Here is a 12572-nt window from a genome sequence, read left to right on the forward strand (position 1 = left end):
GAAACGCTTCCAGACGTTGCTACGCTCATCTCTGTGCCGCCCCACACGAGGGTCAACATGGCCGATGTCGCGCGCCGCGCCGGCGTGTCGATGGCGACCGCCTCCCGCGCGCTGAGCAACCACCCGCACGTCGCCGAGGAGACCCGGGCCCGGGTGCTGGCCGCCGCCGAGCAGCTGTCCTACGTGATCTCTCCCGAGGCCTCGCGGCTGGCCGGCGGGGCCACCGACCGCGTCGCGGTGGTCGTGCCGCACATCTCCCGCTGGTTCTTCGCGACGCTGCTGGAGGGTCTCGAGTCGGTGCTGCGCGACGCCGACCTGGACGTGCTGCTCTACCACGTCGGCGACGCGGCCGACCGGCGCGACTTCTTCCAGCGGCTGCCCGCCCGGCGCAAGGTCGACGCCGTGGTGGTGCTGGGCATGCCGATCGCCGGCGGCGAGCGCGACCGGCTGGAGTCGATGGGCGTGCACATCGTCGCGGCCGGCGGCCAGGTCGAGCACTACCCGTCGGTTTCGATCGACGACGCGGCCGCCGGTCGCCAGGCCGTCGACCATCTGCTCTTCCTGGGCCACCGGCGGATCGGCATGATCGCCGCGATCGACCCGATCGAGCCCGGCTGGCCGGCCGGCCCCGGCCGGGCCCGGGCCTACCACGAGGCGCTGATCGAGGCCGGCCTGCCCGTCGAGCCGGGCCTGGTGGTCACCGTGCCGTGGGGCGGTCTCAGCGGCGCCGACGCCATGGCCCAGCTGCTCAGCCTGCGCGAGCCGCCGACGGCCGTCTACGCCCACTCCGACGAGGTGGCGCTGGGTGCGATGCGCACGCTGCGGCGCACCGGGCTGCGGATCCCGGAGGACATCTCGGTGGTGGGCATCGACGACCACCCGATGGCCGAGCTGGCCGACCTGACGACGGTGGCCCAGCCCGTACGGGAGCAGGGGGTGGCGGCCGGGAAAATGGTGCTCTCGCTGCTCGCGGGCGCGGCCGCGCCGGGTGCCGTGGTGCCGACCCGTCTGGTCGTGCGGGGCTCTACCGCCCCGCCGGGCAGCTCGCCGGCTCGGTCAGCGGCTCCGCGCCGAGGGCGTCGATGACCAGCGCGGTCACGTACGGGTCGGTCGGCAGCCCGCTGTGGGTCGTGCGGGCGGCCGGGCAGAGCGACTGCAGCGGCAGGTTGATCGCGCCGTCCAGCTCGGCCGAGTCGGGTGGCTGCACGGTCTCGTCGTTCGTGGTCCAGATCGACAGCCAGGGCAGCCCCGCGGGCAGCCGTTCGTCGATGCTGTCGAGCAGGTCGCTGCCCGGCACCAGCTCCTGACAGGCCTGCGGGCACTGGGCGCGGGCGAAGGACGCGCCCAGCCCGGCCAGCTTCGTGCCGTGCAGGGGCGAGCCCAGCGACACCACCCGACGGGCCTTCTCGGCGCCGCGGTGCTCGGAGACCCAGAGCCGGGTGACGACCCCGCCCGCCGAGTAGCCGACCACGTCGACGCTGGACGCTCCCGCCGTGAGCGCGTCGGTGACCTCGGCGTCGAGCAGATCGGCCTGGTCCTCCAGCGCTCCGGTGCCGTCACCGGGCAGGGTCAGGACCTTGGCCGTACGCCCCTCGGCGGTCAGCCGCCCGGCCAGTTCGGTCAGGGCCGTGCGGTTGCCCCCGTACCCGGGAACGAGCAAGATCGGGCCGGGCCGGGCCTGATCGGGTCGAGGCCCGTCGTCCCCGGCGTCGTCGAACACCCGCACGCCGATCAGCACGAGCAGCCCCACGGCCACCATCCCGGCCCCGCCGAGCAGCCACCACCGCACGAGGTCATCATGCCGCACCGACGCCGCCCGCTCAGCCGAAACTCTCGATGATCGTGCATCTCGTCGACCAGGGCAATCGTTTGAAGATCGGACGACCGGTGAAACGTTATTACCGGGGATCGAACCCGGGAGGGGATAGCGATGCCGGACTGTCCGGTGCGCAGCGAGGTAAGGACGACCGACCAGGACGCGGCCGTGGCGGCGATGATGCGGATCGCCGCGCACCGGGCCCGCATCCGCGTCCCCGACCCCGGAGCCGTGGCCTTCGAGGTGCTCTCGGCCGCCCTGCCGGACTGGGGCACCGATCGGGTCACCTTCTCCGGCGTGCGCTACGGCTCGGCTGTGGAGCCGTCCTCGTCGCTGATCGCGGGTGTCTGGAGCGGCGGGCACGGTGTGCTCCGGATGGGCGCCGAGGCGATCGCGATGGGCTCCGGTGACGGCTTCGTCTATCCGATCGGCCGGATCCTGCACCTCGACAACGTCGACCCGGACAAGACCCTCGTCCGTCTCCCGCCCGCCTACGTGGCCGGCATCGCCGAGGAGCTGACCGGGCTGCCCGGCGGCGAACTGCACTTCCTGTCCGCCCGCCCGCTGACCGCGAGCAAACGGGCCAACTGGTCGGCCACCGTCGACTTCCTGGCCGACCACCTGCACGACCCCGCCCGGACGATCCCGCCGCTGCTGGCGGCGCAGCTGATGCGGCTGGCCGCGACCGCGATGCTGCGGGTGTTCCCGAACACCACCATGACCGTGGCCCGGGTGCCGTCGGCCGGCCGCGCCGATCCGGTGGTCGTGCGCCGGGCCGCCGAGTTCATGGACGGCAACGCGGAACGCCCGCTGACCCTCATGGAGATCGCCGAGGCGGCTCAGGTCGGCCCGCGGGCGCTACAGGCCGCCTTCCGCCGCCACTCCACGCTCACGCCGCTGGGCTACCTGCGCCGGGTCCGGCTCGAACGGGCCCGCGCCGACCTGCGGGCGGCCCGCCCCGGCGACGGTGCCACGGTGACCACGGTCGCCGAGCGCTGGGGCTTTCACCACCCCGGCCGGTTCGCGGCGGCCTACCGCGACGCGTTCGGCGAGTCACCCCGGCTGGGGAACTGAGCGCACCCGTCAGGGCAGCAACTGCTCGATCGCCGGGGCCTTCTTGAAGATGCCGTCCCGCTCGCCCAGGGCCGCCACCCGCGCGATCGAATTGCGGTTGATGTCCTCGGGCCACGTGGGCAGGATCATCGCGATCCGCACGGTGTCGTTGATCTGGGTGTAGGTGCCCACGATGTCGCGCACCTCCCCGGGGTGCGCCGCGGCGTAGCGCAGCGACTCCCGGATCGCCTCGGTGAAGTCGGCGACCAGCTTGGACTTCGCCGTGACGGTGCCCTGGCTGGTGAAGTAGAGGGCCACGGTCAGGTCGGGCGCGGTGTCCACGAAGTTCGACGCCAGCACCCGCCCGCCCTGGGTGAGCACGGCGCTCAGCGTGGGCTCGACGACCCAGGCCGCGTCCACCTTGCCGCTCTGCAGCGCCCCCGGCATGTCGGGGAACGGCATCGCCGTGAACCGCAGGTTGTCGGCCTTGCCGCCCGCCCGGCGCACCGACTGCCGGACGGTCGTGTCGCCCAGGTTCTTCAGTGTGTTGACCGCGATGCTCTTGCCGCCGAGCTCACGGGCCGAGCGAATCGGGCTGTTGTCGCCGACCACGATGGCCGAGAAGTCGCGGCCGGGCCGGCCGTTGGAGGAGACGCCCGCCGCCACGGCCTTGAGCGGCGCCCCACCCGACTGGGCGGCCAGCAACGAGGTCACGTTGCTGAAGCCGAACTGGTATTTGCCGCCGAGCACGCCCTCGACGATGGGGGCGCCGCCCTGCTCGGGCGAGAGCTTCAGGTCGATGCCGCGCCGGGCGAAGAAACCCTTGTGCTTGCCCAGATATATGGGCGCCACGTCGATGATCGGGATCACCCCGACGGTGACCTTCGTGGTCGCGCCGGCCCCGGCCGCCTCGTCGTCCTTGTCGGTGCAGGCCGCCGTGCTGATCAGCAGGACGACGGCGGTGGCGGCCAGGATCCGGCGCATGGTGTGCTCCTCGGGCTACGCGGCGCGATGGCCGCCCGCGAAAAGTACACGATCAATCGCGCTCCGGGGTCGGGCGTAAAGGGAAATTTGAATGTCTGCCCGGAGGTCCCGCCGGATTCAGGGCGCGCGCAGCGCATCGAGGTGGCTCCGGACGGCCTCGGGTGAGGACGAGCCGGAGGCGTACGCGTCGACCTCGGACTCGGCCGCGGAGAGCCTGTCCCGTACGCCCTCCGCGTCGCCCGCGCCCGGCAGGCTGAACCGCAGCCGCCAGCCGGCCAGCTCGAGCTTGGACGCGTGCACCAGCAACCGGCCCTGGGCCGTGGGCGCGTCGGCGGCGTGGGCCAGCTCGCGGTCGAGCTCGTCGAGCCCGCGGTCGAGACTGGTCACATAGGAGGCCCAGTCTGTGTTGTCGACCCGGCCGCAGGTGGTGTGGGCCTGCTCCAGCCCGGCCCGCAGGCGGTCGAACGAGAAGTGGATGGCGTCGGCGAAGCCGCCGTGGCGGGTGGCCGCGTTCTGCTCCGCGTTGGTCACGCGGCGGCGGACGTCGGAAACCCGCTCTTCGGTCAAGGTCGTCACCGGGCCGACTCTAGGTTCATTCGGCGGCGGTCCGGCAACCGGCAGGTGAACTCAGAGGGAGCCGGCCAGCTTGCGCAGGGCGTCGGCGGCGCCCGAGGTGATCGGGTCGCCGTGGCCGGGCAGGATCGCCTTGATGTCGAGACCGGCCAGTTTCTTCACCGACGCGGCGGCCTCGGTCTCGTTCTCGGTGTACTGCGGGTCGGAGCCGGCCAGCCCGCTGTTGGTGTTGAGGGCGTCGCCCGCGACCAGCGTGCCGGTCGACGGGTCGAAGACGGAGATGTGCCCGGCGGTGTGGCCCGGCGTGCCGATGATCCGCAGGCCGAACACCTCGTCGCCGTCCTTGATGGCGGTCAGTTGCTTCTCCGCGACGACCTCGGCCAGATCGGCCTGACCGACGTAGATCTTGGCGTTGGGCGTCTCGGCGGACACGCCGGCCAGGCCGCCCGCGTGGTCCTCGTGCTTGTGGGTCAGGATCACGTGCCGGACGGCCGCGAAGCTGCTGCCGGCCGCGGTCAGCCCCTGCCCGATGGCGTCGGCCGAGCCGCCCGTGCCGAGGTCGACGACAGCCGCTTCGGTGCCGCGCACCAGCAGGTAGGCCGAGACGAAGTTGAGGTTGACCCGCTGCCAGCCGCCGGTGCCGGCGCTCGACGGAGCGGGGGCAGAGGCCGCGTTTTCCGGCGGTGTGTCCTCCGCCGAGGAACAGGCGTTGAGGATCGCCACGCCGAGAACTCCGGAGCCGGCCGTGAAAAGGAGCCTTCGGGTGAACCGCATACCCGATGCTGGTCCGGTCCCGCCGATGATCGCCACCGGTTGCGCGCTTCGTATCCGATTCGAGTCCGTCCCGAGGGCTCTCAGGAACTTTCCAGGCTTTTCCCGCGGGGATCCGGGGTAAAGGTCCCGGCATGACGGAGTACGGCATTCACGCCTCGCACGAGCAGATCCCGCCCGCCGAGTTGCTGGCCGCCATGGTGGCCGCGGAACGCGCCGGCTTCGACGCGGCGATGTGCTCCGATCACTTCTCGCCGTGGAGCAGCCGCCAGGGGGAATCGGCGTTCGCCTGGTCCTGGCTGGGGGCCGCGCTGCAGGCGACCAACCTGTCCTTCGGGGTCGTCAACGCGCCCGGGCAGCGCTATCACCCGGCGATCATCGCGCAGGCCATCGGGACCCTCGGGGCGATGTATCCGGGCCGGTTCTGGGCCGCCCTGGGCAGCGGCGAATACAGCAACGAGCACATCACCGGTGAGCCGTGGCCGCGCAAGGACGTACGGGAAGCTCGTCTGCTGGAGAGCGTCGAGGTGATTCGCGGTCTGCTGGCGGGGGAGGAGGTCACCCGGGACGGGCTGGTGAAGGTCGACCGGGCCCGGTTGTGGACCCGGCCCGAGACGGCGCCCCCGCTGATCGGCGCCGCGGTGAGCACGAAGACCGCCGCGTGGTGCGCGCGCTGGGCCGACGGGCTGGTCACGGTCAACGCACCCGAGGACCACCTGCGCGCGATGATCGAGCAGTACCGCGGCGCCGGCGGGCGCGGCCCGGTCTGCCTGCAGGTGCACCTGAGCTGGGCGCCGACGCAGCACGAGGCCGAGGCGATCGCGCACGACCAGTGGCGCAGCAACATCTTCGCCCCGCCGGTCTGCTGGGACCTCGAGACCGTCGAGCACTTCGACGTCGTGTCCGAGGACGTGACAGTCGAGCAGGTGGGCAAGGTCGTGAACATCTCGGCCGACCTCGAGGAGCACATCGAGAAGCTGCGGGGCTACGCGGCGCTCGGTTTCGACCGCATCTACCTGCACCACGTCGGACAGGACCTGACCCCGTTCATCGAGACGTTCGGGGCCAAGGTCCTGCCCGCGCTGCGCTGAGGCTGCCGCCTACGCGCCGCCGCAGGCGGCCCGGAACTCGTACGTGGTCGTGTTGGTCTTGGAACCGCCGAGCCAGTCGATCCGCATGCCGGTGGCTGACCCGTCGAGGGCGGTCTTGCGGCTCACCACGAGCAGCAGGTTGGCCTGCTCGCCGGCCCGGATGGTCGCGTTCTCGGCGGGCATCCGGGCGGCCCATGTCGAGTTGGCCGCCGGGGGGTAGTTGGCGGTCGAGATCGGGCGCCGGCCGCTGCTGAGGGGGACGATGAAGGCCTTCTCGATGTCGACGTTCTTGGCGTCGGCCAGGCCGATCTTCTGGACGACGAGATCGGCGCCGGCCGGCGCCTGCACCACCTCACCGACCACCATGGACGCGCCCTCGGGCAGGCGCACACACTGCGTCACCGGGTCGCCGCCGAACACCATCTCGTTGTCACTGTCCGAACTGCACGCCGTAAGGCTGAGCGCTGTGAGGGTTAGCGCTGTACCGACCGTGGCCAGGCCACTCCGCCGAATCATGGGACGGGACCGTACTCTCGATATGTTACGGTGTCATCTCTTTGCGTAATCGTCAGTGATCGCCCTGCGCGACGACGGAATCACTTGCCCACAAGTTGACCAAGTACGGTTTTCGCTGATCGCTCGCCTCCCGGCGCCGCGACCGGCACGATGACGCGGTGACGTGGCGCAAGTATCTGCTGATCCCCCGCCTGACCCTCACCGCACTCGGCGCACCCCGCGACCAGGCCCGCGCGTGGGATCGCTATTGGACATCCGTCTCCCGTACGGGTCCCGGCGGCGACGTGTTGTGGGAAGCCGACGAGCCGGCCGAGCACGAGCGCCTGGCCGCCGCGCTGAAGCAGCACGCCGCGCCCGGCCTGCCCATGGTCGACCTCGGCTGCGGATCGGGGCGCCGCACGTACGAGTTGAGCGACTTCGCCCCGCGCGTCATCGGTGTCGACGGGTCGGCCGCCGCGATCGCCCGCGCCACCCCGGCCGGCGATGACCGGGTCACGTTCCGGGTGGCCGACGTCGGCGCCCCGGGGCTCGGCGAGCGGCTGCACGGCGAGCTCGGTGACGCCAACGTGCACATCCGGGGCGTGCTGCACGTGCTCGACGACGACGCCCGCCACGCGCTGGCCGGAAACGTCGCGGCGCTGCTGGGGGAGCGGGGCACGCTCTTCCTCAGCGAGACCGACCACGCGGGCGACCCGCTCGACTACCTGCTCGACCAGGGGGCCCGGCCGACCCGGCTGCCGCCGCTGGTGGACAGACTGATCCGGGCCGGGGTGCGGGCGCCGCGGCGGTTCGGGGCCGCGGAGACCGAAGCCGTCTTCCCGGCCGGCGAGTGGGAGATCGTCGACCAGGGCCGCAGCGAGGTCTACGGGGTGCCGCTGGAGCCGGGCGGCCCGGTCCAGCGGGTCCCCGCGTGGAGTGCGGTGATCAGGAGGCGGCGGTCGCGTCGTTGATCAGCATCTCGGGGTGCCGGCCCAGGAACTCGGGCAGCCGGTCGGCCGAGGTCGCCTCGAACAGCTTGCGCGTGTCGTCGGAGATGCCCTCGCCGCCGCCCTGGCCGGGCGCGAACGTGCCGCCGTTGGTCTTGATCGGGATCAGGTCACCGGCGGCCAGGCCCTTGAGGCCGAAGATGAAGCTGTCGACGGGCACGCCGTGCGTGTCCATCTTGAGCGACTTGCCGGCCGCGGCCAGGATCTTGGAGACCTTGGTCGGGTTGCCCATCACGCCCGAGCTGCTGGCCTTCTTGGCCATCGCGCGCAGCAGCTGCTGCTGGTGGCGTTGACGGTCGTAGTCGCCGTTCGTCGAGTGCCGCAGGCGCGAGAACTCCAGCGCCTCCCACGGCTGCATGTTGCGGCAGCCCTTCTCGAACCAGAGGGCGTTGCGCGGCGGCGATGTCGGGTCCTTGCCGTGCGCGTACTCGACCTTGCCGTTGTTGACCACGTAGTGGCTCGACCACATCCGCTTGTCGACGCAGAGGTGCACGCCGCCCATCGCCTCGAGGATGCCCTTGAAGCCGTTGAAGTCGATGACCATGACACCGTCGAACTCGATGCCGGTCAGCTCGTGGATGGCCTTGGTGGCCAGCTTGGCGCCGCCCTGCCAGCCGCGCCCGTTCTGCGAGCCGAAGAGGTAGGCCGCGTTGATCTTGGTGGTCTGCTCGCGGACACCCATCGACTCGTCGGCCGGGATCTTGGCCACCGTGTCGCGCGGGATCGAGATCATGTACGCCTGGTCGTGCGAGGCGGTGATGTGCAGGATCAGGATCGTGTCCGAGCGGGACTCACCCTCGCCCCACCCGGTGCGCGTGTCGAGGCCGAGCATCAGCAGGTTCATCGCGCCGTCGGGCAGCTTGCCGACCGGCACGGTCTTGTTGCCCAGGCCGTTGGAGTCGAGCACGCTCGACGTCGTCTGAATGTTCGACGTCAGCTGATTGAGGAAGTACTTCACGACCACGATGCCGCCCACCCCGACCAGGGCCAGGATCACGCCGAACGTGGTCAGCAGTTTCGCCCACAGCGGCGATTTGTGGCGCTTGGACTTCTTTTTGCCCTTGGCTGCCGGGGAACCGGAGGGGCCGCCCCCGCCGCCGTAGGTGCCGCCCCCGCCGTAGGTGTTGCTGCGGCCCGGACGGGCTACCCGATCGCCCTGCATGGCGGTCTGTGGCGGCATACGTGAAAGCTCCCTCGTGACACGGGCGTTCGGTACCTCCGAGTACGGAGACCGCCCGCGCCGGGCTCAACACCGTGGAAACAGATATATGTTCGAGATCTATTAGTCAACCCCGCTGGACAAGGGGTGACCCCACGACAACGTTTCGGATACAGAGGCCCGGATTTCCGTACGCTGGGTAGCGATCCGATCGCGTCGAGCGGTCCCGTCCATTCTTCGACAGAGATCGAACAACCGCCTGGTCGGTGCCCGATTTCGGCGGCTTTTGGTTTCCGCGCTCATCCTGGACGCCATTCGCGGGCGGCTATGCGGAATGGCTTCGCGGCCATTCCTGAGAATTGGCTGGAGGTCTCGGCGGTAATAGGGTTCCGCGATGGACGAGTTGCGGGACGCGCACGACGAACTGGCCGAGTTCTACGCCGAGCGGCTGGCCGGTCTGCTCGACGGCATGCCGATCGAGCGGGCCCTTCTCGACCTGTTCTGCGAACTGACCCTGGCCGCGGGCCTGGGCCGGGAGGTGGCCGACGTCGGCTGCGGGACCGGCCGGCTGCTGCCCTACCTGGCCGGTCGCGGTGTCGCGCCGCGCGGGGTCGACCTCGCGCCCGGCATGATCGAGGTGGCCCGCCGCGACAACCCCGGTTTCCCGTACGAGGTGGGCGACGTGCGCGCCCTGCCGTTCGCGGACGCCTCCCTGGCCGGTGTCGTCTGCTGGTATTCGCTGATCTTCCTGCCGCCCGAAGCCCGCGACAGCGCGTTCGGCGAACTGGGCCGCGTGGTCAAACCCGGTGGCTACCTGGCGTGCGCCTTCAAGGACGGTGACGGCACGCGGCGCCGGGCCGGGCGGTCCGTGGGGGTCGAGTTCGACGCGTACTGGCTCTCGGCCGCCGAGATGCTGACACGGCTCGAGGCGGCCGGCTTCACCCTGGTGTTCCAAGGTGGCCGGCCGCCCGAGGGGACGGAACTGGTGCCGCAGGGCTACCTGATCGTCAGACGCCCGCCACTGAGGTGATCCAGGCACGGTTGTAGGCGACACTGCCGTAGTACTGGCGGGCGGTGCCGTCCGCCGTGGACGCCACGCCGACCTGCGCGCCGTTGTAGACCTGCGGGCCGCCGGAGTCGCCGCGCCACGCGTTGCCGTTGATCCGGGTGCTGCCGATCGCGCGGCCGCCGTACGCGTCGGTCTGGTTGGTCGAGGTGACCTGTACGGTGGCCGTCTTCAGCGTCGTCGACGCGCTGCAGCCGCTGTAGCAGGTCATGCCCCAGCCGTAGATGTTGTTGGTCGAACCGACCGGCGGGTACGCGCCCGACAGCGGCATGTACGACGTGGTGATCGGCGACGCGAGCCGCATCAGGGCCAGGTCGTAACGGGTCGACGTGCTGCTCACCGCGCGCGTGGTGCCGCCCGACGTGCGGTTCACGCTGCCCACCCGCACCGACATCGTGCCCGAGATGCAGTGCCGCGCGGTCAGCACGTAGTTGGCCGAGATGATCGTGCCGGAGCACGTGAAGCTGCCGTTGCTGAGGACGGCCGCGGCCCACGGCGCGGACGAGACCGTCCCGCCGCCGATGATGGTGGTGCTCGGGTCCTCGACGGCGGCCAGAGCGGCCGAGGGGATCGCGAGGGCTCCGGTCAGGGCGGTGGCAAGAGAAGCGACGACGATGCGGATGCGCACGCCGACTCCTTTCGGGGGGTCGTTCGGACCGGCGCCCCGGGGTGCGGAGCCGGATCGAAGGCTGTCGAAGTACGGTACGACGCCCCGGCGCGCCCGGCGCAACCTCACTTCGTACCTATCACCGTGTGATGACCGCCGATAGCGTGGACGCGGGGACCCACCTGATGTACGTCGGCGGGACGAACTGGCCCGCACCCTCACGCTCGACCAGGGCAAGCCGCCGCACACCGAGGCCTTCGGCGGAGCTGCCGCCCACCGCCCCCTCAGCTGTTGCGGTGGTGGCGCTGCACGAAGGTGTAGCCGGGCTTGAGCGGGCCGATGTCCTGGAACTGGCGGGCCTGGTGGTAGAGGTCGAGCTGCTTCTGGGTGGGCTGAGCGCCGCGCGGCAACTTGCGGATGAAACCGGTCACCCAGTGCTCACCGCGGTGCGACTCGGTGGGGATCGGCTCGACCATCGGGGCGTAGAACACCATGTCGGCCGTGGCCTGGCCGTCGGCCGGGGGATAGGACGGGTGGCCGGCCGAGTCGACGCTGCCGACGACCCGGGTCAGGAAACCCTCGCGGATCAGCTGGTCGATCGCGTTCTTGAGCAGGAACGCGCCCTTCTGACCGCGGCCCAGGCCGCAGCGTTTGGCCAGCAGCTCCTCGGTGAGGACAGCGCTGCCGTCGTCGAAGACCCGGCCCAGCTTCCGCACGGTGTGCAGCACGGCGCCCCGGTTCGACTTGTCGGGGCGGGAGTCGCGGGTGACGACCTTGGGGTCGTACTCGTGCCAGTACTCGACCCCGTCGACGCGTAGCGGCTCCTCGAGCGGCGCGGTGCGGACGGTCGCCTCACGCTTCTTCTCATGCCACTCGACGGTGACGAACGTGCCCGGCGCAATGTCCGCGGGCCAGGTCAGGCCGGCGAACTGCCACTCGACGTCCTGCCGCAGGGTGCTGTCGAACTCCTCGCGGTGGCCGCGGTGCTCGATCGCCACCCGTACGGTCCCGGGGTCTTGCTCCCGGGGCGCGGCCACTTCCGGCTTTGCGGGCGCGGCCTCTTCCGGGGCCGCGCACACGCCGCCCTCGAGATCAGACCGCCAGAGCGCAAGGCGGCGGCTCACCGTCCTCATGGCCGTAGAACATACCTGGCCGGAGGTGGTGGCCGCCGTCGTCGGCGTGGCGCGTCAGTCCAGGTCACGCCCCGAAGCGCTGTCCAGTTCCTGCAGCTGGCGCTGAACGTGGTCGCCCAGGGCCTGCTGGTAGGTCTGCGCCAGACGGCCCAGCTTGTCGATCTCGTCGAGGGCCGCGTTGCGCTTGTCGACCAGGCCGTTCATGGCCTCGGTGTGCTTGCGCCGGGCGTCGCTCTCGATCGTGCTGGCGGTCAGCTGCGCGTCGCTGGTGACCTTGTCCGACTCGGACCGGGCGTTCTCTATCAACGTCTCGGCCTCGGCACGGGCGTCGCGCATGTGGTCGTCGGCCGTACGGCGGGCCATCATCAGCACCGGCGAGTCGGCGGCGTCACCGGCCGACGGCGGCGGGGTCGACGGCGTCTCGCGGCGGGCCCGTTCGAGCTGCGTCTGGATGCTGCGCGCGTTCTGCTCGGCCCGGGCCCGGGCCTCCTGCAGCCGGCCCAGCTGGGCGGTGAGGTCGTTGAGCTCGGCCTCGAGCGCGCGGTTGTTGGGCCCCGACGCGGACGGCCCGGCCGGACCGGGGCGCTGCGCCTGGTCCTGAAGGGCGCGGTTCTCCTCGAGGAGGCGGATCAGCTCCTGCTCGACCTCGTCGAGGAAGGCGTCGACGTCCTCCTCGTCGTACCCGCGCTTGCCGATCGCCGGCTTCTTGAAAGCCACGTTGTGAACGTCGGCTGGCGTTAGCGGCATCGTGCTCCTCGGCTTCCCTGCTGTTATCACTGTGCCGCCGCATAGTACGCACAGTTCCTGGAGTCGCGCC

Annotated in this window: 14 protein-coding genes; 5 read left to right on the forward strand and 9 right to left on the reverse strand. The window is 71.1% G+C overall.

Translation table 11 applies throughout. From position 1 onward, the window contains the following. Positions 1-57 precede the first annotated feature (57 nt). Positions 58-1086 (forward strand): LacI family DNA-binding transcriptional regulator, encoded by a 1029-nt coding sequence (locus BKA14_RS06205; protein ID WP_184949956.1) that lies wholly within the window; start codon positions 58-60, stop codon positions 1084-1086. Here BKA14_RS06205 and BKA14_RS06210 read toward each other — a convergent pair. Further along, positions 1025-1789, reverse strand: a complete 765-nt coding sequence (locus tag BKA14_RS06210; protein WP_239092449.1) for an esterase/lipase family protein — start codon at positions 1787-1789, stop codon at positions 1025-1027. The genes BKA14_RS06205 and BKA14_RS06210 overlap by 62 nt on opposite strands. A gap of 141 nt (positions 1790-1930) precedes the next feature. On the opposite strand from BKA14_RS06210, the gene BKA14_RS06215 reads away from it, so the two are divergent. Continuing rightward, a complete protein-coding gene (locus BKA14_RS06215) occupies positions 1931-2890 on the forward strand; it encodes a helix-turn-helix transcriptional regulator (protein ID WP_184949957.1) in 960 nt (319 codons plus the stop codon). Positions 2891-2899: 9 nt separating this feature from the next. Here the strand turns inward: BKA14_RS06215 and BKA14_RS06220 are convergent, their stop codons facing one another. From BKA14_RS06220 to BKA14_RS06230, 3 genes are all read right to left on the reverse strand, one after another. After that, positions 2900-3853 carry an ABC transporter substrate-binding protein gene (locus BKA14_RS06220; protein ID WP_184949958.1) on the reverse strand — a complete coding sequence of 318 codons (954 nt, stop codon included), beginning with the start codon at positions 3851-3853 and terminating at the stop codon, positions 2900-2902. Between the two features lie 117 nt (positions 3854-3970). Beyond that, positions 3971-4429, reverse strand: a complete 459-nt coding sequence (locus tag BKA14_RS06225) for a hypothetical protein (protein ID WP_184949959.1) — start codon at positions 4427-4429, stop codon at positions 3971-3973. Between the two features lie 51 nt (positions 4430-4480). Beyond that, positions 4481-5149, reverse strand: a complete 669-nt coding sequence (locus BKA14_RS06230; protein WP_239092448.1) for an MBL fold metallo-hydrolase — start codon at positions 5147-5149, stop codon at positions 4481-4483. 182 nt (positions 5150-5331) lie between these two features. Between BKA14_RS06230 and BKA14_RS06235 the strand changes: the two genes are divergently transcribed. Next, entirely contained in the window at positions 5332-6288 is a 957-nt protein-coding gene (locus BKA14_RS06235; protein WP_184949961.1) for a TIGR03885 family FMN-dependent LLM class oxidoreductase, read from the forward strand. A gap of 9 nt (positions 6289-6297) precedes the next feature. Here BKA14_RS06235 and BKA14_RS06240 read toward each other — a convergent pair whose 3' ends face one another. After that, positions 6298-6804, reverse strand: a complete 507-nt coding sequence (locus BKA14_RS06240) for a hypothetical protein (protein WP_184949962.1) — start codon at positions 6802-6804, stop codon at positions 6298-6300. 158 nt (positions 6805-6962) lie between these two features. Here BKA14_RS06240 and BKA14_RS06245 point away from each other — a divergent pair, with 158 nt between their 5' ends. After that, positions 6963-7754, forward strand: a complete 792-nt coding sequence (locus BKA14_RS06245) for a class I SAM-dependent methyltransferase (RefSeq protein WP_184949963.1) — start codon at positions 6963-6965, stop codon at positions 7752-7754. Here the strand turns inward: BKA14_RS06245 and BKA14_RS06250 are convergent. After that, positions 7729-8970, reverse strand: coding sequence for an LCP family protein (locus BKA14_RS06250; RefSeq protein WP_184949964.1), 1242 nt, complete (start codon positions 8968-8970; stop codon positions 7729-7731). The genes BKA14_RS06245 and BKA14_RS06250 overlap by 26 nt on opposite strands. A gap of 373 nt (positions 8971-9343) precedes the next feature. Between BKA14_RS06250 and BKA14_RS06255 the strand changes: the two genes are divergently transcribed. Beyond that, positions 9344-9979: a class I SAM-dependent DNA methyltransferase gene (locus tag BKA14_RS06255; protein WP_184949965.1), complete on the forward strand. Its 636-nt coding sequence runs from the start codon at positions 9344-9346 to the stop codon at positions 9977-9979. Here the strand turns inward: BKA14_RS06255 and BKA14_RS06260 are convergent. The 3 genes from BKA14_RS06260 to BKA14_RS06270 all read right to left on the reverse strand — a co-directional run bounded on the left by BKA14_RS06260 (position 9957) and on the right by BKA14_RS06270 (position 12502). Further along, positions 9957-10643: a S1 family peptidase gene (locus tag BKA14_RS06260; protein ID WP_184949966.1), complete on the reverse strand. Its 687-nt coding sequence runs from the start codon at positions 10641-10643 to the stop codon at positions 9957-9959. The genes BKA14_RS06255 and BKA14_RS06260 overlap by 23 nt on opposite strands. A 263-nt stretch (positions 10644-10906) precedes the next feature. Next, complete coding sequence (locus tag BKA14_RS06265; RefSeq protein ID WP_184949967.1) at positions 10907-11755, reverse strand: hypothetical protein; 849 nt, start codon at positions 11753-11755, stop codon at positions 10907-10909. 54 nt (positions 11756-11809) lie between these two features. After that, positions 11810-12502 carry a DivIVA domain-containing protein gene (locus tag BKA14_RS06270; RefSeq protein WP_184949968.1) on the reverse strand — a complete coding sequence of 231 codons (693 nt, stop codon included), beginning with the start codon at positions 12500-12502 and terminating at the stop codon, positions 11810-11812. Between the last annotated feature and the right edge of the window lie 70 nt (positions 12503-12572).

It is taken from the genome of Paractinoplanes abujensis (assembly GCF_014204895.1).
GTDB lineage: Bacteria > Actinomycetota > Actinomycetes > Mycobacteriales > Micromonosporaceae > Actinoplanes > Actinoplanes abujensis.